Below are 18,349 nucleotides of genomic sequence, written 5' to 3'. Positions count from 1 at the left end.
TGGATAGAAAACACCGCCAAGGGCTACTCCTCACAGCAAATAGCCTCCCTGACTGGATATCCCTACATCAAAAAGGCTGTCGCGCAGGCTAAAATAGCTATGGAATAACCTTCATACTATTTGGTATAAGCCACTAAAACCTGCTGCACAAAAGCCTCAGTTGAATATCCATTTTAACAAAAAGTGAGAGGGCAGGATAACGGCTATTGCCCAGATGAGCATCACGCAAACAAGATACAAACCCCTTGGGATAGTCTTTTGAGGTTTACTGCCAGGACCAAAAACCCAGTTAATGTTCTCCTTCGGGTCTGTCACTAAATAAGTAATCGGCAGCACCACCCACGTCAGGGCTGTTTGCCAGTAGATTGCGTCTGTGTCGTATCCCCATTCCATCAGTAGCCAGATAATGATAGCGGGCAGAAACACATGGAAAAGTGACAGGCCCCGCAAAAACAGGCTTTTTTCTTCGTCAAACATATAGTCGCTAAGCCCTACCAACTGCTTGCCTGTTAATAACCGCCCAAAGTAATCCACACACCAGACGAGCTCCAGCGGCAGCACCCCTACTGCCATCATGCTCACCAATAGCTTATTCCCGGTCCAGAGAGCAATGCCTACAGAAAAGAGCGTTATATCCGAAAACCAAAGAAAGTTGGCTGGCCCGTACCGCTTCCAGTAAACAGGTATAAGTACCAGCACAAACAAGGTATAGCTTAGCTGTAACCAAAGCGGAACAGTAGATTCCATACTATAAAACAAAGTTATCTTTGAAGAACGGTTTTGTCATCTGGCCCCACAAAAGCGCGAACCTGTTGTGTGAGCACCAATAAAAAGTAAAGCGGTAATGCCTGGTTTAGCTTAGGGTAATCCTGAATTGTAGTAACATGTGTCTACGCCTCCTCCGGTTATAAGTTGATGGCAGCGTACGGAAATGGCAGTTGTGTATATGCAGGAGCATTTAGAAAGCTTGAAGCCAACTGTTAAATTTGCAGTTAATACCTTTAACAGCTACCACAAATGCCACAGCACTATACCATGCCGTCGTCTATTCAGATTGTAGATTTTAACCCCTTCTACGCAAAGGCATTTTACGATCTGAACCATGAGTGGATCTCAAAATACTTTGTGATGGAAGAGGCCGATGAAAAGTCGCTGGGCGATCCGCAGAATTACATCATCAACAAAGGAGGGCATATCCTGATGGCGCTGTTCCATGGAGAGCCTGTTGGTGCCTGTGCTTTACTAAAAGAAGAGGAGGGTGTATACGAAATGGCCAAGATGGCTGTAACGCCCCGTGCCCAAGGGCTTCATATAGGCAGACTGTTAGGCGAGCGCATTATTGAGAGAGGAAGAAAAGCCGGTGCCCGCAAAATATACCTGGTTTCAAACCGAAGGCTCACCACTGCCCTCAGCCTCTATACCCGCCTTGGTTTCGTGGAAGTGCCTTTGCCACCCAGCATCTACCAGCGTGCAGATATCAAAATGGAGCTGAACCTGGAAGAGTTATAGAGTTGAGGAGTTAAAAAGTTATAGAGTTGAGGAGGCAGGCATTTTACAAACTATATCCTAATCATGTGGTAGTAAACTGCCTTAGTGGCTTTCTTACATAAAGGTTGTTTCTACACCTGGCTCCATGCGGGCAATGCCTTCTGTCATCCAGCAACCTTTGTAGCTTCCTCTGCGCTGTTTAGAAAGTATAAACATGTAAACTTCCTCCCGGCCGTCCCGGCTATCAATCACGACAAGCTGATATGCTGTGTTATCGGTAACCACAAGTTGACCGGTTTTGTAATTTTTAAAGTTTAACATGGATTGGTACGCAGGGTCCCGGACCAACACACGGAAGTGGTTGAGGGGGCCGATGTGCAGTTTGTTCTTTGGAGATGAAAAGTTGAACATCGTGATAACACCACTATCGCTCTGGTCGTTTTGTTGCAGGGCACGTAGTTGTATGCTGATTACTTCTTCCGGAGAAAATACCTTATCTGGTTTTAAATAAGTCCATTTAGATGTAGAACTGGTTTCTTCAGCAGGCGTCATGTAGGAGGCATAATGCTGCTCCTCTACTGTGGGCATAGCAGGGAACTGTACCCAGAATAGTATCAGCAGGAGAACCCCTATTACGAGCATTATCTTGTCAAACACGTTATCTTTACCCTTCATATTAAATATGTACTTTATATAGGTGGCCAAGGTTGTGGAGATACTCTTTTTTGGGGTGTACGGCTACTATGAGATAGGCAAGAGAGAATATCAGCAAACAAACCGGAGAGCCTGCGTATATGGTTAGCAATATATTCTTATGAAGAACGTCCTGACCGGTCATATCAAGCAAGCCATTGTCTGGCTAAAGCAACAGCCTGTTATGCTGAGGATCCGGCAACGTTATCCCAAGCTGTCGCAGTTTGTTGTGAACCGTTTCAATCCAAAAGTGTTTGTCGGTCTGCCGCTTACGCTGGTGCTGTTGGTGTCTGCGGTGAACATGGTGCTTCTGTCGGAACTTACCGAGAGCGTTTTGGAGTCGGAGTGGATTGTGACTTTTGATACAGAATTTACCTCTCTGCTTTACAATATGCGTTCTGATACCTTGAGTATCGTGTTCTACACTTTTACCCTACTTGGTGAACGGGAGGCTGTTTTTATAATTGGTGGCGTAGCTTCTGCTATCTTCCTTTATCGCAGAAACTATGTGGCACTGTTTGCCTTTTGGCTGACGCTTGCCGGGGTAGGGCTCACGACCAGGTATGGCAAAACGTTCATCAGCCGGGAGCGCCCCACCGATGTGGCCTATTATGTTGTTGAACACTTCTCTTTCCCGAGTGGTCATGCTACCACGGCCATTGCCTTGTACGGTTTGCTGGCCTACTTTCTATGCCGGCACTACCAGGCGCATGCGCAGCGGAAACTGCTGCTGTGGCTGGCGGCAATTCTGATTCTATTGGTAGGCTTTAGCAGGATTTACCTGGGGGTACATTACCTGTCAGATGTGCTGGCAGGTTTCCTGCTAGGTACGCTGTGGTTATTAGTAGGCATCAGCCTGGTAGAGGTAATGCTGTACCGCAAAAAGAGACGCGACGTGCGAAAGGGTTTATAAGTTTGTACCTTATGGAGGCAAGTACCGTATATGCTCATTATTGACTATATGGAAAATAAAATATATAAATATCTTGTATGCCTTGCCTTCACATGCTGCCTGCTGCTGGCCACAGCACCTGCGGCTAATAGCTATGGTATTCTGGCGCATCAGGCAGTAGTTGATGCGGCTTGGGAAGAGAGCCTGAAGCCGCTCCTGCTGCAACGCTTTCCGGATGCCACTGAAGAGGAACTGCAGAAGGCGCATGCCTTCGCCTATGGCGGCTCCATTGTGCAGGACATGGGTTATTATCCCTTCGGCAGTGTCTTTTTCACAAATCTGACGCACTATGTACGCAGCGGCGACTTTGTGCTCAATATGATAAAAGCTTCTGAAACACTGAATGAATATGCTTTTGCCTTGGGTACCATGGCTCATTTCAACGCAGATATCTATGGTCACCCCATCGGCACGAACCAGGCTGTTGCGCTGGTTTACCCGGAAGTGCGTGCGGAGCATGGCGATGTTGTAACGTATGAGGAGGATCCCATCGCACATATTAAAACAGAGTTTGGTTTTGATGTGCTACAGGTGGCAAGGGGCGGTTTTGCGCCGGAGGCATATAGGAACTTTATTGGCTTTGAGGTGTCAGAAGAGGTGCTGAAAAAGGCTTTTGTAGAAACATATGGGTTGGAGTTGAACAAGGTGTTCCTGGACCTGCCGCTAGCCATTGGAAGTTACCGCTATACTATCCGGAATTTATTTCCAAGGCTTACGAAGGCTGCCTGGCAGGCTAAAAAGTCTGAGATACAGGAAGCTCAGCCAGGAGCTACCCGCCGGAAGTTTGTCTACCGCATGAACAAAGCAAAGTATCATGAGAACTGGGGAAAGAACTATGAGCGCCCGGGTTTTTTTGCACGCGTGCTGGCATGGATAATAAAAATGCTTCCCAAAATAGGTCCGCTGCGCCCCCTCGCTTTCAAACCTCCTACTCCGGAGGCCGAGGAGCTGTTTCTGAAAAGCTTCAACGTGACAGTAGATAATTACATTGCTATGTTAAGCCAGATGGGGCCGGGAGAGCCTGCCATGGAGAATATGCAACTGGATACAGGCAAGCTTATAGCGCCGGGGCAATACGAGTCAACAGATGAAGCCTATGCTGAGTTGCTGGAAGAACTGTCGGGTAACGATTTTGAACATGTAACCCCGGCTCTACAGGTAAACATCCTGCAGTTTTACCAGCATGCCCGTGCACCACATCAGGAAAAGGAGATTGAAGATTGGGAGGAGACACAGGAGTTACTTGCCCGACTAAAAGCGATGCAGCTTTGAGCAGGCAAAAGCGAAATATTGAACTCTGCTGATGCAACAGCTGCAATAGACCACAGCTGATACGACCTGAAAATTAAGTAAACCGGAGCTGCGGTAAGGCAGAAATATAGCTTAGAGTGTAACTATATCACTTAGAACACGATAAACAAACTTAGGCCCTTGGCAAATGTCGGGAATGAACCGCAGTAAACGCCGGGGGCTGCAATTGTACTAAACTTAAATATATAAAACTATGGAAAACAACTCAAATAATAGATCAGCACAGGGCGGTAACAATTCATCTGCATCAGGAAACATGAACAGCAACCAGTCTGCGCAAGGTAAGAGCAATCAGCAGGCAACATCCGGAAAGGACAGCGTGAAGAACATTCAGGACATGCTGCAGCAGTACTCCGGCCCGATTGCTAAAAAAATAAACGGCCTTACAACTACTCAGAAAATAGTGGGTGGATCTCTACTCGCCCTGGGTGCAGGTTGGATTGCGATGAACTCTGGAAACAAAGAGAAACTCAGGAGCAAAGCAAATGACCTGACTTCTACAGCCAAGAATAAAGCTAATGATTTATCATCTACTGCCAAGCAGAAGATGAACGAAAACAAAGGCAGCAATTCAAATGATAACGCTGCTAACCGTAATTCATCCGGCAGTAACGCTTCCAGAACCGGAAGCTCTGCTGTAGATGCAAGGGTGAAATAATCTTGTTGCTGCCAAATAAGAAGCGACAACCAAATCAAAAAGAGCCGGGCTTGTTAGTCCGGCTCTTTTTGATTTGAAAGATCGGCCTTACCTGAAATTATTTTAAGTTGCATTAGGCTGGCAAGCTACCAGTCAGCAAATCTGTAAATACCAATGGAGGCCCGCCGCGTAGTAAGGCTTACGTTCAAATAAATTCAATATAGCTGATGACTAACAAAATAACACTTCGGTTTGATCCGCAGCAATGCATCAATCCCAAAGGGAAGCATGTGCGCGATGGTCTGTCCACTGTGCTGCGGACAGAGAATAACCTGTGGCTGAGTTGTGATGAGAGCACAAACATCGAGCGCCTCACCCGCTCTGGCGACGGCTCGTTTGGCGGGCACCAATCTTTTGACCTGACAAAATACCTCGACCTGCCTGACGCAGGCAACAGCGAGATTGATATAGAAGGAATGGGGATGGCCGATAATTACCTCTGGATTATTGGCTCGCACAGCTTAAAACGCAAGAAGCCCCGCCGGCACGATACTGTGAAAGACCAGATGAAGCGCCTGTCGAAAGTAAAGAGCGACCCTAACCGGTACCTGCTGGCACGTATCCCTATTTTACTTGATGAAGCATCCGGAGACTACGTGCTGCATAAAGAGTGTGAAGACCCCAAGCAGACGGGGCATACGCTGCGGGCGGCACAACTGCACGGCGACAGCGACAGCAGCATTCTGACGGAGGTGTTAAAGCAGGACGAGCACATTGCGCCATTCATGCACATACCCGGTAAAGACAATGGTTTTGATGTGGAGGGGCTGACAATTAGCGGTAAGCGCATCTTTATTGGCTTGCGTGGGCCTGTACTCCGGGGCTGGGCCATGATTCTGGAGATAGAGACAGAGGAAGACGAAAAGGGAATGCTCCACCTGAAGCAGCAGAGCAGCAAGCGGCCATACAAGAAACACTTTCTGCACCTGCGGGGCAAGGGCATACGGGAACTCCGCGCCTATAAACACGATATTTATATTTTGGCTGGCCCCACCATGGACCTGGATGGCGTAATAGCTATTTACCGATGGCCTGATGCGCTACGAAACGAGGAGGAGGCCATGGTGCACAACAATGAACTGGAGCGCCTGGCTGAGGTGCCGCATGGCAGAGGAGAAGCGTCTGGCAAAGACAAGGCAGAAGGGCTTGCTATTTTTGATGAAGAGCACGTGTTGGTGGTGTTCGACAGCCCGACAGATGCCCGCAAAGAGGGAGAGGACGTAGTGATAGCCGATATGATGAAAGTGCTGAAATAACCCTGACTGAAACCTTATAGACGGCAGAGGGCTATAACGGGTAAAACAGCCAAAGGAGAAACCTATAAATCCGAAGAAAATGAACAACATACTAAAAGCTATTGCAGGCGGCCTTGCCGGTGCCTGTGTCGTAACGGCAGTGCACGAAACCCTGAGAAGGAGGGTGCCAGATGCCCCGCGCATGGACGTACTGGGTATGCGATCTATCTCTGAACTGATGCAAAAAGCAGATATGGAGCCTCCGCAGGATCAGGACCAATTACATACCTGGGCCCTCGTAGGCGACATTGTATCGAACTCGTTATACTATAGTCTGGCAGGCACGGGCAAGGATGCCTGGTGGCGGGGGGCTGTACTAGGCGCTGCTGCCGGAGCAGGAGCAGTGCTACTGCCAGGACCGCTGGGGCTGGGCGAAGAGCCGAGCAACAAAACAACAAAAACACAGGTCATGGCTGTTGGGTACTATTTGCTGGGTGGTTTAGTGGCCGCTGCTGTAGGGCATACCTTAAGTGATGATGAATAGCTGTTGAATGTTGGCTTTAGCAAATGAAAAGGGAGGTACAATGCAGTACCTCCCTTTTCATTTTACCGTTATCATACTGTTCTGTTAATTACCATTGCCTGTGGCAGGCGTAGTGGTGCGGGGAGCATTATTGTCCTCATTTTGATTGTTGCCTGTATTGCCGTTGTTGCCTGTATTTCCGGTATTGTTAGTGTCTTCATTTATTGTGCCGCCGTTATTCAGTGCGTCACCAGTGTTGGCGGTATCCAGCGGGCTTACGTTTTCTCCTGCGGGAGTAGTGCCTCCGTCGCCTTCTGATGCTGTTGTTCCGGTGTCTACGCCCGTAGTGTTATCTGATGTGCAACTGCTTAAGCCAACGCCAGCCAGCATGGCTCCGGAAAGTATTAATACATATGTCTTTTTCATGATGTCAAATTTTTGTTTTCAGTAATAGGGTGCTTCTATTCTCTTACGGAATTAAAGCCGTCAAAGTCGGCTTTAATTAAAACCTATCGCAGCGCTTACCTCTCCGGCTCATTGGCACAGATGCAAAGTACTTCCCGTGTGGGTACCTGCTCCTGGTAATCCGGCAGGGTGGGCTCTTTCATATATACCACCTGTAACTGTGTAATGGGCCTGGAAGGATTGTCCTCGTTCCAGCGGCGCATCATAAAATTGCAGTAGTATGGCCGCAAATATGCATTGTTTACAAACAGGTAGTTCTCAGAGTACTTGCGCCAGCGGTCGTTCTTAAACAGCGACATAACAGAGGCCGGCTTTACGTCATCCACCATTTTCCCCTGTTGGTTCAGGTCGATGGCGTTGCCGGTAGCAGTTTGTCCCTCCAGTATATACCAGCCGTCATCCCGGAAAACAATCGGCGCAAACATACCCCAATGCTGGTCAAGGCGCAGGAGGTAGCCAAACCACCTGCTGCTGTCAGGGAGCTTGTGTATCGGCAGGTGCGTTCCGCTCAGGTTCCACCAGATGCAGTAGAGCAGTGTTACGGTAACAAAGCCATTGCGGAGTTGTGGCAGCAAGTGCCTTGGTACCAGGGGGCGGTTCAGTTTTACCTGTATACTCAGCGGGGCGGGCTGCCGGAGCCGTTTAAATACTTTTTTGAAATGGCCGGTATTAGGTCTTCTGAAAGAGGAAAGAAGCCGCCTGTCTATCCAATCCATAGCAGGAGGCGGAAGTAGGCCAGCCACAGAGGCAATATTAATGAGATAAAACAAACCGACAAACAGCGTCAGGCTAATACCAATATGGAAGCTTACCAGTACGCCCACCACCACCATCCTGAAGAAGTTAGTGTAAATCGGAATGAGCAACAGGAAGGGTAGTAACAGTTCTGTATAGTAGGCAGAAAGAGTTAGCACCCGCAGTAGTTCCGGGTAAGGATAAATGAGCCTGCCCACAGGCATTAGAATCTGGTCCAGGCTCAGGGCATAATAGAGGGCTGTGCCGTCTGTTTGCCACTCCGGAGAGTTTTTGAGTAAAGCGGTGCTAACGTAAACCAACCCAACCTGCACGATATAAGCTGCTGTGGCGGCGCTAAAATAAGTTGTGTCAGAGGAGGGGCTGGAAAGCTGCTGACCTTTCTTGGTAGCATCGTAAGAATAGAATCTGCCCCATGGCAGAAAGATACCCCAGAAAAGGAGCATCCGAAGGAGGTCATCTCCGCCTTGCCCTATCACAAGGTTCCGGTTTTGCAGCGATAACAGCAGGAGCCAACTGGCTATAGTTGCCAGCCTTGTTTTATAGCCTATCAGCAGGCAAAGGGCGAAAACAGCAGCTATGGCAAACAGTACCGCCTGAAACTGCCACATTCCGCTCATTGCGTGAAAGGAGAATAAGTGAGGTAACCACTGGTGCTGGTGCAGCACATGCAGTGGCAGCACCCCCATGTTGGAGTAGTGTGCCTCCAGGTCAGTTGCTCTTATAGCAAGATCTATGAGGATGATGCCTGCCAGCCAAATTCGCATCACAGCCAGCGCACGCAGGTCTACTGTGAAAACTTTGCGAAAGTATAGCTTAAGGTATTTCATCCGTAATGATGCTAGGGTGTTTAAAAGCAAAAAGGCAAAGACCATACGGTGCTTGCCTTTTTGCTTTATATCATGTTAAAAATTATACGTTACCATGCTGCTACATGGTTGTGGTTCCAGTTGTTCCACCAGTTGTTGTTCCGGTGGTAGTACCAGTTGTTGTTCCGGTGGTAGTACCAGTTGTTGTTCCGGTGGTAGTACCAGTTGTTGTTCCGGTGGTAGTACCAGTTGTTGTTCCGGTGGTAGTACCAGTTGTTGTGCCTGTAGTAGTACCAGTTGTTGTGCCTGTAGTGGTTCCGGTAGTAGTACCTGTAGTGGTTCCGGTAGTAGTACCTGTAGTGGTTCCGGTAGTAGTACCTGTAGTAGTACCACCTGTTGTTGTTCCGGTAGTACCAGTTGTTGTACCAGTAGTACCACCTGTGGTTGTTCCGGTAGTACCTGTTGTTGTTCCAGTAGTACCACCTGTGGTTGTTCCGGTAGTACCACCTGTGGTTGTTCCGGTAGTACCACCTGTTGTTGTTCCGGTAGTACCTGTTGTTGTTCCAGTAGTAGTGCCACCTGTTGTTGTTCCGGTAGTACCAGTCGTAGTGGTTCCAGTGGTCGTACCAGCCGTCGTACCGTAATCATCAGTAGTATTTGCGCCATCAGTGGTTGTGTCGCTAGTTGTGCAACTGGATAATAAGCCCGCTACCACGAATGTTGATGCGCAAAGATTTAAGAATGTCTTTTTCATAGCTTTGTTGTTTGTTTCAAGAGTTTACTTCTGTTGTTATACTCTTTCTTTTAAGTTATTAAACTAAGTTGTTGAACTTTAGATATGCTTTTACGGGCCATCAAGAAAGGTGGATAAAAAATTGTGCAATAAATGCTGATTATTAAGGGACTGTAGCTATTTATAAGGCCAAAGGGAGTAGAAATTTATTAAAAGGAAGAACAGTAGCAGCCTATAAGTAGTGCAATTATGCGGATTATGATGATGCTTTGCCTTCAAAAGGCAGCTTTAACTCCTCCATGTAATCATGCTTGGCCGCTTCCAACTCTGCTATAATTACCTGCCGCTGCTGCCTTAAGTCTGATATCAGGTTCTGCCGCTTTATAAATAGCTGGAACAACAGCCAATGCTCCTGCGTGCGCTGTAAGGTGTTCCAGTAATGAAGGGTGAAGAATCCGCTTAGAGGCAGGCTCAGGAAGTACAGAAGCGCCCACGGCCATGTCAGGTCCAGCAGGCCTGTTGCCATCCAACCCGCTAACAGGTAAAACAAAGGGAATGTAAAAATGCCCACTGTCAGCATAATGGGTGCATACCATTCTTCTTCCTTTGTAACGGCTCTGGCTACTTTGGACGGAATAATGTACGGAATGTAGTTATGCAATAAGCCATACAGGTATACCGGGAAACCAACAGTCAGGTAAAGCAGGTTCAGCAGACTCTGCTGCAGGATGGCGTTGCTTCGCTTTCCCATCACAGCATCCTGCAGGCGCAGGCGCTTCAGCTGCAGCATATAGTTATTCAGCTTCTGCTTTAGCGCTGCTACCCGGGCAGGCGCCGTCTGGCTGAAGTACCCGATGCTTTTCACGATGGCTTTGGTAAGCAGGAAATCCTGTTCGTATGCTGGTGCATCGGGAGGGGCAGCCGCTGCCAGATGTTCTTTATAGACTGCCTCTATCTGCCGGGCCAACTCGTCTTCCTCATCGGTCGGGGTGTGGATAATAAGGTTCTCCAACCGTTGCCGAATTTCCTCTGTCAGGGTCAGCACAGCCGCCTGTGCATCCTGCTGAGAGGCGGTGGCATAATCGGCTACAACTATTGGCTCTCCGATATTTACAAACATATCGCTCCGGAAGCGGGTGGGGGCAGTGTAGTTAAGCCCTACCGGCAATATTTTTATACCTAAACCAAAGTTAGTGTCTGCCTCAGCGCCCAGGGCAATGCGGGCCATGCCTGTCTTTAGTTTGCGCAGTCTCCGTTGGTTAAAGCTATTCCCTTCCGGGAAAATGAGCAGTGTCTTCTTTTGCTGCAGTGCTTTAAAGCTGGCCGCAAAGGCTTCGTCGTTGCTCATAGCCTGGTCCGGGTTGTCTTCGCGGCGGTGAATCGGGATCAGGTGCATCTGGCGCAGCATCCAGCTCTGGAAGCCGGAGCCGAATACTGTGCTCTTGGCAATGAAATGTACCGGCTGGCGCAGCAGCGAGGCTGTCACAATCGGATCCATAAAGGTGTTCGGATGGTTCGATACCACCAGGAGCGGCCCCTCGTCAGGCATCAGGGAGCGGTTGCGTACCTCAAACCTGCGGAAAAACACCTGCAGCCCCGTTTTATATATCAGCTTTAAAATAGCGTAGAGCATGGCAGCATCAGTTGGCAAAGGTTATCATTGTCTTGTACATACCCTCTGCCACTTGTGCCATGTGTGCTATATCCGGTGTGGCAAGCGTGTCTGCCGCTACTGATGCGGTGGCAGAATCAGCGGTTGTAAAAGCCGGAAAGTATAAGAGTAGAAGAAGCTTTTTCATAGGGCAATAACGCTGTATATAGTATAGCAATATAACTATTTTCCTGATTTATGCCTGCCTGGAAGCGGGTCCTTTTGTGTAGAGAAGGTAGCTTTTTGCAGACTAAGTATAGCGGGGGAAGCTGCAAAAAGTACTACTAGAGATAGTGCTGCTTTGAGAGCTTTGATTAGCCAGTTTGAAGATTCATGCTGTGGAATTAAATAGATAAACTGGCAGGCAGGAAAGGAGGACGTTCGTATTTGATCGTATTACCTAATCACACTAAACTTAACTGTATGTTCTTTCTATGAACTACCTTATTCTCGCGGCAGGAATAATTTTACTTACTGTTACAGTAGCTGATCTTGCCTACACTACCTTTTCATCGAATGGTGCAGGTCCTTTCACTAACCTGATAACAAAAACCACCTGGAATACAGCACTGAAAATTGCAGGAAATGACGGAACAAAGAAGTTTCTTGAGCATGTAGGAATCATTACAATAGGCTTCGTGATTGTTTTCTGGTTCTTTATTATCTGGTTAGGTAGTTCCCTGATATTCTGTTCGTCCGACACATCTGTCGTGCACTCTGAAACAGGTAGAGTAGCTAGTACGGCAGAAAAATTTTATTATAGTGGTTATACGCTTAGTACGCTTGGTGTCGGCGACTATGTTGCCAGCAGAGACACATGGAGAATTTTAACCGTTGTGCTGTCACTCTCCGGATTCATGCTGATTACAACAGCCATTTCCTATATGCTTCCGGTGCTGTCTGCGGATGTAGAGAAAAAGAACATCAGTAGCTATATTAATACGCTGGGAGGTAGCCCTCAGGAGATACTCATCAATCATTGGAAAGATGGCAAATTCCATTCTTTAGAAGAACACTTTCTGAGACTTACAGGCTATATTCTCTCACACAACCAGCAACTGCTTGCCTACCCTATCCTCTATTGCTTTCATAGTTCTGTCACACATAAATCTGCTACGGTCAACATAGGCAAGATAGATGAGGCTTTAACTATACTACAGATAAACATTCCGGAAGAGTACAGGCCACAGGAGCGGATTATTTCTCCTCTCAGAGAAGCCATTACGTACTATCTTGTCACGCAAAAGAATCACTTCGTGAATATAGAGGAGGATAACCTGCAAGAGGCAATTCTTCCGGACCTGGGCAGCTTAGAGGCACACGGAATACCAGTTGTGAAAGACGAGGAGCTGATAAACGACAAGTATCGAAAGTTGCTGAAACGCAGAGGCTACCTAAGCTATATTCTGCGTAACGAGGGACGTGAATTCGAGGATATTTATACATCAAAGTCGGTTCATTACCCGGACTTAGAACTGTAAATCTCTTTGCCGTATGCTCTTATACCTCTGTCATAGGCAGTAGTCAGATGCAGGCGAACAGGTCACGCTTGAATAAAGGCTTCCTTGACAGGGGAAGTCTTTAGCGCCAAAGGAGAAAGGCCCGGAGTGGAAGGCAAAGTGGCTGCACATAAGTAAAACCCTCAGCAGGTCTGCCGGGTTTATCAGTATAAACAACATAACAGCAATGAAAAAGTCTACACTATTATATATTCAGGATGCCTTGTGCGGCTGGTGTTATGGCATGAGCCCTGTAATACAGCAACTGTATAAAGAGCACCAGCAGGACTATAACTTCGTGGTACTTAGCGGTGGCATGATACGGGGCAGTAATGTAAAGCCCATCAGTGGCATGGCTGACTATATCCGGCAGGCATCAAAGCAGCTGGAGGAGGTAACGGGCGTAAAGCAAACGCAGGCTTATCATGAGAAAATCTTAGACAAAGGTACCTACATTACCAATTCAGAGCCGCCTGCCATTGCCCTGCTGGTACTAAAGGAGCAGTTTCCGGAAAAGCAGGTGCCTTTGGCTGCTGCCATTCAGAACCTGCACTTTGTAGAGGGGAAAGACCTGAACGAGGTAGAAACTTATTTGCCGGTGGTGAGGCAGTTTGGAGCCAGTGAGGAGAAATTTAAAAAGAAATTTACGGATAAAGACTATGCTGACCTGGCCCGGCAGGAGTTTGATCTGGTAGAGAAATGGGGTATCAGCGGGTTTCCTGCAGTGGTGTGTGAGGCCGGAGAAAAGCTGTACCTGGTGGCGCAGGGTTATCAGCACTACGACCAGCTGGCGGAGACACTGGCGCGCATACAGCAGGAGGCTGCAGAAGAAAAGTAAAGCAGCTATGCTTCCACGGATAGCAGCCATTCATAGGCTGAGGTCAGGTCTTCGAACACCTGCGCCTCAAAGGGGAGGGGATACTGCTTGCTATTCAGGAAATGGACTAGCTGTTCTGCTGCTACTTCGTCGAAGGAATTAATGGCCGCAAAGCGCTTGAGCGGAAGCTGGCAGAACTCCGGGAGAAAGTCCTGAGCAGTCCATTGAATGTCCTCCCGGGGGAGTGGGGGGAGCAGGCGCCTGTCAGAGATAGCGAACGGAATGTGTAATTCCCTGATATATTGAGAAGTTATGGTAACAGCTTCGCGATATTGCAGACTGCTACACCCGCCGTACCACTGGCTTACCAAAACGTGGTGTGCCGCGTAATATTCTAAATGTATATACTCAGTGTCAAACAAGACCATAACCGGCGGCATTAAGAGGTATTTACATATTCTAATATTACTAATAACCTTTTTAATAACAAATACTTTTACTCATTTTAAACAGAGTTTTAAGAAGAAAAAACAAGCTTTGGGTCAGCTGCTGCTTTAAACGGCAAGATAATAGAGCCGTGCCTGCCACCAATGCATAAGCCCCGGCTAAATAATTTCTTTAGCCGGGGCTTATGCATTGTCAGGTGTATGAAGAGTTTTATTTGGTGCGGAGTGTGTTGGCGTTGCTGCCGTCCAGTTTACGGGTATCCTCCTCGTTTTTGGCGGCTGCATTACCCCCTTCTTCTTTGCCCTCAAAGCCTCTCTCCTCAATGTCTGTTTTTTCTTTCTTCATGCCGGTCAGTGGTTCGGGGTTCTCGTCTGGCAGGCGCTTGCTTTCATCTTCATTTGTGATGATATCGTCGTTTTTCGGTGTTTTCATGTTCCTGTCGTTTGGTTATACCTTTTGTTTACGCAAACCAACTTGGTTGCAGGTGAAGTATTTCAACTGTATCGAATTTTTGAAGGGTATAATTCGTTACTACCCCGAACAAAGAAAGCTAAACAGGAGAAGAGGATGATAACATTACAGTACCTGATTATATGGCTGGCGCTGCTGCTGCCTGCCGCACCAGGTTTGCAAGAGCAAGCGCCTGCTTTAAAGGCCGCAGTAGAGGCGAATTTCGAAGAACTGAACGCGGTCAGGCAGAATCCTGCCCATTATGCTGCTATTTATAAGGTGCCTGCGCTACGCAAGGTGCCTGCCAAGCCTGCCCTGGTGTGGGATGAGACGCTGGCAAAGCTGGCGCAGCAGAAGGCTGAAGATATGGCCGCAAAAAACTATATGGAGCATGTGGATAAGAAAGGCCGCGGCATGAACTATTATCTCTGGCAAGCCAATTATCCTTTACCTGATTTCTATTCTAAGGATATAAGAGCAAACAATGTGGAGTCCATCGCGGCCAATACTGCCGGCCCGCTGGAGTTTGTGCAGCAACTTATTATAGATGAAGGTGTGCCCAACCTCGGCCACCGAAAGCACCTGCTTGGCTTTAACGACAGAGACACACCGGCGACGCATGTGGGTATTGGTATTGCCTATAACCCAAATTCCAGATACAAATACTATTGCAGCATTTTGATTGCGCCCAAAATGGAGAACCAGTAAGGCGCGGCAATAGCTTAATATACGTTTTTATATATTATTGATTTTCAAACTTATTAAATTTCCTTTTGCCCAACTTAGTAATTTGCACTAACTTTGGGCAATTTATACATACCAATCCAAATGCCTAAAGACACCAGTATTAAATCCGTTCTTATTATTGGTTCTGGACCTATCATTATCGGCCAGGCCTGTGAATTCGATTACTCCGGCTCCCAGGCCGCCCGCTCACTACGTGAGGAGGGTATTGAAGTGATACTCATCAACTCCAACCCCGCCACCATTATGACTGACCCGGTGACGGCGGACCATGTGTACCTCAAGCCCCTGGAGAAGAAGTATATCATTGAAATATTAGAAAAACATAAAATTGATGCGGTGCTGCCAACAATGGGCGGCCAGACAGCATTGAACCTTGCCATTGATTGTGATAAAGCCGGTGTATGGAAAAAGTACGGGGTGCGCATCATCGGTGTGGACATCAAAGCCATCGAGACGACAGAAGACCGTGAGCAGTTCCGGCTGAAAATGCTGGAGCTTGGCGTGAATGTTTGCAAAGGAGAAACAGCGACTTCCTTCCTCGAAGGAAAAGAGATAGCACAGGAAATTGGCTTCCCACTTGTAATCCGTCCGTCGTTTACGCTGGGTGGCTACGGTGGTGGCTTTGTGCACACGCCGGAAGAGTTTGACGCGGCTCTTACCCGCGGCCTGCACGCTTCCCCTACGCACGAGGTGCTGGTGGAGCAAAGTATATTGGGCTGGAAGGAGTATGAGTTGGAGTTGCTGCGCGATAACATCGGCAACGTGATCATTATCTGCTCCATCGAGAACTTTGACCCGATGGGTGTGCATACAGGTGACTCCATAACAGTGGCTCCGGCCATGACGCTGCCAGACACCGTGTACCAGAAAATGCGCGACCTGGCCATCAAAATGATGAACGGCATCGGACAGTTTGCCGGTGGCTGTAATGTGCAGTTCTCTGTGAGCCCGGATGATGACAAAATCATTGCCATTGAGATTAACCCGCGTGTTTCCCGTTCTTCTGCCCTTGCCTCTAAAGCCACTGGTTACCCTATCGCGAAGGTGGCTGCAAAGCTGGCTATCGGTTATAACCTGGATGAGCTGAAAAACGCAATCACCAAGACCACGTCCGCTTACTTTGAGCCGGCACTGGACTACGTGATTGTGAAGATACCGCGCTGGAATTTCGATAAGTTCCCGGGTGTGAACCGTACGCTGGGGCTGCAGATGAAGTCTGTGGGCGAGGTGATGGGCATTGGCCGCACCTTCCAGGAAGCGCTGCAGAAAGCCTGCCAGAGCCTCGAGATAAAACGCAATGGTATAGGCGCCGACGGTAAGGAGAAAACAGGCTACGATGAACTGATAGACAGCCTGAAGAACCCAAGCTGGAACCGCCTGTTCAGCATAAAAGATGCCATGCGCATCGGTATCCCGACCAGCACCATCCAGAACCTCACGAAGATAGACCCTTGGTTCCTGGCCCAGATTGAGGAGCTGGACGTGATGGAGAAGGAAATCGAGAAGTATAATTTAGCCAACATACCTGCCGGCCTGCTGCGTGAAGCGAAGGTGAAAGGCTACGCTGACCGCCAGATTGCCCACCTGCTGCGCTGCAAAGAAAGCGAAGTACACACCAAACGTACAGAACTGGGTATCAAGCGTGTGTTTAAGATGGTGGATACCTGCGCCGCTGAGTTTGAGGCCAACACACCATACTACTACAGCACCTTTGACGGCGAGAATGAGAGCATTGTAACAGATAGGAAGAAGGTAGTGGTGCTGGGCTCTGGCCCGAACCGAATCGGGCAGGGCATTGAGTTTGACTACAGTTGCGTGCATGGGGTGCTGGCGGCGAGAGAGTGCGGCTACGAAACCATTATGATCAACTGTAACCCGGAAACGGTGAGTACAGATTTTGATATTTCTGATAAACTGTACTTCGAGCCGGTTTTCTGGGAGCATATTTATGATATCATCCTGCACGAAAAGCCGGAAGGTGTGATTGTGCAGTTAGGCGGACAGACAGCCCTGAAGCTGGCGGAGAAACTGGATCGATTCGGTATTAAAATCTTCGGAACCAGCTATCAGGCCCTGGACCTGGCAGAAGACCGCGGCTCCTTTTCATCGCTGCTGCGCGACCTGGGAATTCCGTACCCGCCGTTCGCTGTTATTGAGTCGGCTGAGGAGGCACTGGAGCTAAGCAAAGAGCTGAAGTTCCCGCTGCTGGTGCGCCCAAGCTACGTGTTGGGTGGGCAGAACATGAAAATTGTGATTAACAACAAGGAGCTGGAAGCCCACGTAATCGACCTGCTGAAAGACCACCCGGGCAACAAGGTGCTGTTAGACCACTTCCTCGACAATGCCATCGAAGCGGAGGCCGATGCTATTTGTGACGGTGAGGATGTGCACATCTGCGGTATTATGGAGCACATTGAGCCAGCGGGCATCCACTCCGGCGACTCTTACGCAGTGCTCCCTCCATTTGACCTGAGCGAGAACGTGCTCAACCAGATAGAGGAGTATACAAAGAAGATTGCGGTGGCGCTGCGAACAGTTGGTGTTATCAACATACAGTTTGCTATCAAAAACGAAACGGTATACATCATCGAGGCCAACCCGCGTGCTTCGCGTACATTCCCGTTCATCGCGAAGGCATACCGTGAGCCATACATCAACTACGCTACTAAGATTATGCTGGGCGAGAAGAAGGTGAAGGACTTTGAGTTTAACCCATACAAGCACGGGTATGCCATCAAAGTGCCGGTGTTCTCTTACAACAAGTTTCCTGAAGTGAACAAGGAGCTTGGCCCGGAGATGAAGTCCACCGGTGAGGCCATCTACTTCATCGATGACCTGGACGATGATTACTTCACGCAGGTATACTCTGAAAGAAACCTGTACCTAAGTAAGTAGTAACCCCGGTAACTAAATTAAAAAGCAAAGCCTCCTCAGCAATGAGGAGGCTTTGCTTTTGTAATGTGTTCTAAAGCCTGTAATTTGGTTTTCAAAGACGCTGCCTTTATAAAATTTTGTGAGCAAAAGCCTGGGATATGACGGGTTGTCTCTTCCCGGAACTAACCCGAACGCAAATGCATTT

Annotated in this window: 19 protein-coding genes; 10 read left to right on the top strand and 9 right to left on the bottom strand. The window is 48.2% G+C overall.

Features of this window, described 5'->3' with window-relative positions; all coding sequences use genetic code 11:
* Positions 1-156: 156 nt before the first annotated feature.
* Positions 157-747: a membrane-associated protein gene (locus tag DXT99_RS16505; protein WP_115566678.1), complete on the bottom strand. Its 591-nt coding sequence runs from the start codon at positions 745-747 to the stop codon at positions 157-159.
* A gap of 270 nt (positions 748-1,017) precedes the next feature.
* On the opposite strand from DXT99_RS16505, the gene DXT99_RS16500 reads away from it, so the two are divergent.
* Positions 1,018-1,509, top strand: a complete 492-nt coding sequence (locus DXT99_RS16500) for a GNAT family N-acetyltransferase (protein ID WP_246000777.1) — start codon at positions 1,018-1,020, stop codon at positions 1,507-1,509.
* A gap of 93 nt (positions 1,510-1,602) precedes the next feature.
* Here DXT99_RS16500 and DXT99_RS16495 read toward each other — a convergent pair whose 3' ends face one another.
* On the bottom strand, positions 1,603-2,163 hold the full coding sequence (locus DXT99_RS16495; protein ID WP_147294241.1) for a DUF4864 domain-containing protein: 561 nt from the start codon (positions 2,161-2,163) through the stop codon (positions 1,603-1,605).
* 139 nt (positions 2,164-2,302) lie between these two features.
* On the opposite strand from DXT99_RS16495, the gene DXT99_RS16490 reads away from it, so the two are divergent.
* The 5 genes from DXT99_RS16490 to DXT99_RS16470 all read left to right on the top strand — a co-directional run bounded on the left by DXT99_RS16490 (position 2,303) and on the right by DXT99_RS16470 (position 6,920).
* Positions 2,303-3,094 carry a phosphatase PAP2 family protein gene (locus DXT99_RS16490; protein ID WP_115566676.1) on the top strand — a complete coding sequence of 264 codons (792 nt, stop codon included), beginning with the start codon at positions 2,303-2,305 and terminating at the stop codon, positions 3,092-3,094.
* 48 nt (positions 3,095-3,142) lie between these two features.
* Entirely contained in the window at positions 3,143-4,405 is a 1,263-nt protein-coding gene (locus DXT99_RS16485) for a zinc dependent phospholipase C family protein (RefSeq protein WP_115566691.1), read from the top strand.
* A gap of 232 nt (positions 4,406-4,637) precedes the next feature.
* On the top strand, positions 4,638-5,102 hold the full coding sequence (locus tag DXT99_RS16480; RefSeq protein ID WP_115566675.1) for a hypothetical protein: 465 nt from the start codon (positions 4,638-4,640) through the stop codon (positions 5,100-5,102).
* A 206-nt stretch (positions 5,103-5,308) separates the two neighbouring features.
* Complete coding sequence (locus DXT99_RS16475) at positions 5,309-6,397, top strand: DUF3616 domain-containing protein (RefSeq protein ID WP_115566674.1); 1,089 nt, start codon at positions 5,309-5,311, stop codon at positions 6,395-6,397.
* Positions 6,398-6,476: 79 nt separating this feature from the next.
* Positions 6,477-6,920, top strand: coding sequence for a hypothetical protein (locus DXT99_RS16470; RefSeq protein WP_115566673.1), 444 nt, complete (start codon positions 6,477-6,479; stop codon positions 6,918-6,920).
* An 84-nt stretch (positions 6,921-7,004) separates the two neighbouring features.
* Here the strand turns inward: DXT99_RS16470 and DXT99_RS16465 are convergent, their stop codons facing one another.
* From DXT99_RS16465 to DXT99_RS27080, 5 genes are all read right to left on the bottom strand, one after another.
* Entirely contained in the window at positions 7,005-7,325 is a 321-nt protein-coding gene (locus DXT99_RS16465) for a collagen-like protein (protein WP_115566672.1), read from the bottom strand.
* Positions 7,326-7,420: 95 nt separating this feature from the next.
* Positions 7,421-8,947, bottom strand: coding sequence for an HTTM domain-containing protein (locus DXT99_RS16460; RefSeq protein WP_115566671.1), 1,527 nt, complete (start codon positions 8,945-8,947; stop codon positions 7,421-7,423).
* A gap of 100 nt (positions 8,948-9,047) precedes the next feature.
* Positions 9,048-9,680: a hypothetical protein gene (locus DXT99_RS16455; RefSeq protein WP_115566670.1), complete on the bottom strand. Its 633-nt coding sequence runs from the start codon at positions 9,678-9,680 to the stop codon at positions 9,048-9,050.
* 235 nt (positions 9,681-9,915) lie between these two features.
* Positions 9,916-11,310 carry a lysophospholipid acyltransferase family protein gene (locus DXT99_RS16450; RefSeq protein WP_246000776.1) on the bottom strand — a complete coding sequence of 465 codons (1,395 nt, stop codon included), beginning with the start codon at positions 11,308-11,310 and terminating at the stop codon, positions 9,916-9,918.
* On the bottom strand, positions 11,300-11,458 hold the full coding sequence (locus tag DXT99_RS27080) for a hypothetical protein (protein WP_181885151.1): 159 nt from the start codon (positions 11,456-11,458) through the stop codon (positions 11,300-11,302). Before DXT99_RS27080 ends, DXT99_RS16450 begins: the two co-directional genes overlap by 11 nt.
* A 286-nt stretch (positions 11,459-11,744) precedes the next feature.
* Here DXT99_RS27080 and DXT99_RS16445 point away from each other — a divergent pair, with 286 nt between their 5' ends.
* Together DXT99_RS16445 and DXT99_RS16440 are read left to right on the top strand one after the other, a co-directional pair.
* Positions 11,745-12,791: a potassium channel family protein gene (locus tag DXT99_RS16445; RefSeq protein WP_115566668.1), complete on the top strand. Its 1,047-nt coding sequence runs from the start codon at positions 11,745-11,747 to the stop codon at positions 12,789-12,791.
* A gap of 205 nt (positions 12,792-12,996) precedes the next feature.
* Positions 12,997-13,647, top strand: a complete 651-nt coding sequence (locus DXT99_RS16440) for a DsbA family protein (RefSeq protein ID WP_115566667.1) — start codon at positions 12,997-12,999, stop codon at positions 13,645-13,647.
* A 5-nt stretch (positions 13,648-13,652) separates the two neighbouring features.
* Here DXT99_RS16440 and DXT99_RS16435 read toward each other — a convergent pair whose 3' ends face one another.
* Positions 13,653-14,054: a hypothetical protein gene (locus DXT99_RS16435; protein WP_115566690.1), complete on the bottom strand. Its 402-nt coding sequence runs from the start codon at positions 14,052-14,054 to the stop codon at positions 13,653-13,655.
* Positions 14,055-14,283: 229 nt separating this feature from the next.
* The gene (locus tag DXT99_RS16430; RefSeq protein ID WP_115566666.1) at positions 14,284-14,505 is read right to left on the bottom strand and encodes a hypothetical protein; all 222 of its coding nucleotides are present in this window, start codon (positions 14,503-14,505) and stop codon (positions 14,284-14,286) included.
* Positions 14,506-14,640: 135 nt separating this feature from the next.
* Here DXT99_RS16430 and DXT99_RS16425 point away from each other — a divergent pair, with 135 nt between their 5' ends.
* Positions 14,641-15,231 carry a CAP domain-containing protein gene (locus DXT99_RS16425; protein ID WP_115566665.1) on the top strand — a complete coding sequence of 197 codons (591 nt, stop codon included), beginning with the start codon at positions 14,641-14,643 and terminating at the stop codon, positions 15,229-15,231.
* Positions 15,232-15,351: 120 nt separating this feature from the next.
* A complete protein-coding gene (carB, locus tag DXT99_RS16420) occupies positions 15,352-18,165 on the top strand; it encodes a carbamoyl-phosphate synthase large subunit (RefSeq protein ID WP_115566664.1) in 2,814 nt (937 codons plus the stop codon).
* Positions 18,166-18,349 lie beyond the last annotated feature (184 nt).

Origin of the sequence: Pontibacter diazotrophicus, from assembly GCF_003367245.1 — a bacterium.
Lineage (GTDB): Bacteria > Bacteroidota > Bacteroidia > Cytophagales > Hymenobacteraceae > Pontibacter > Pontibacter diazotrophicus.
Note: the sequence above shows the minus strand (reverse complement) of the source record. Positions and strands in the feature narration are given on the sequence as shown.

Coding starts and splice junctions, on each gene's coding strand:
- DXT99_RS16460 (WP_115566671.1), bottom strand. CDS start 8,947: ATGAAATACCTTAAGCTATACTTTCGCAAAGTTTTCACAGTAGACCTG.
- DXT99_RS16480 (WP_115566675.1), top strand. CDS start 4,638: ATGGAAAACAACTCAAATAATAGATCAGCACAGGGCGGTAACAATTCA.
- DXT99_RS16425 (WP_115566665.1), top strand. CDS start 14,641: ATGATAACATTACAGTACCTGATTATATGGCTGGCGCTGCTGCTGCCT.
- DXT99_RS16485 (WP_115566691.1), top strand. CDS start 3,143: ATGGAAAATAAAATATATAAATATCTTGTATGCCTTGCCTTCACATGC.
- DXT99_RS16455 (WP_115566670.1), bottom strand. CDS start 9,680: ATGAAAAAGACATTCTTAAATCTTTGCGCATCAACATTCGTGGTAGCG.
- carB (WP_115566664.1), top strand. CDS start 15,352: ATGCCTAAAGACACCAGTATTAAATCCGTTCTTATTATTGGTTCTGGA.
- DXT99_RS16495 (WP_147294241.1), bottom strand. CDS start 2,163: ATGAAGGGTAAAGATAACGTGTTTGACAAGATAATGCTCGTAATAGGG.
- DXT99_RS27080 (WP_181885151.1), bottom strand. CDS start 11,458: ATGAAAAAGCTTCTTCTACTCTTATACTTTCCGGCTTTTACAACCGCT.
- DXT99_RS16465 (WP_115566672.1), bottom strand. CDS start 7,325: ATGAAAAAGACATATGTATTAATACTTTCCGGAGCCATGCTGGCTGGC.
- DXT99_RS16475 (WP_115566674.1), top strand. CDS start 5,309: ATGACTAACAAAATAACACTTCGGTTTGATCCGCAGCAATGCATCAAT.
- DXT99_RS16430 (WP_115566666.1), bottom strand. CDS start 14,505: ATGAAAACACCGAAAAACGACGATATCATCACAAATGAAGATGAAAGC.
- DXT99_RS16505 (WP_115566678.1), bottom strand. CDS start 747: ATGGAATCTACTGTTCCGCTTTGGTTACAGCTAAGCTATACCTTGTTT.
- DXT99_RS16440 (WP_115566667.1), top strand. CDS start 12,997: ATGAAAAAGTCTACACTATTATATATTCAGGATGCCTTGTGCGGCTGG.
- DXT99_RS16470 (WP_115566673.1), top strand. CDS start 6,477: ATGAACAACATACTAAAAGCTATTGCAGGCGGCCTTGCCGGTGCCTGT.
- DXT99_RS16500 (WP_246000777.1), top strand. CDS start 1,018: ATGCCACAGCACTATACCATGCCGTCGTCTATTCAGATTGTAGATTTT.
- DXT99_RS16445 (WP_115566668.1), top strand. CDS start 11,745: ATGAACTACCTTATTCTCGCGGCAGGAATAATTTTACTTACTGTTACA.
- DXT99_RS16435 (WP_115566690.1), bottom strand. CDS start 14,054: ATGGTCTTGTTTGACACTGAGTATATACATTTAGAATATTACGCGGCA.
- DXT99_RS16490 (WP_115566676.1), top strand. CDS start 2,303: ATGAAGAACGTCCTGACCGGTCATATCAAGCAAGCCATTGTCTGGCTA.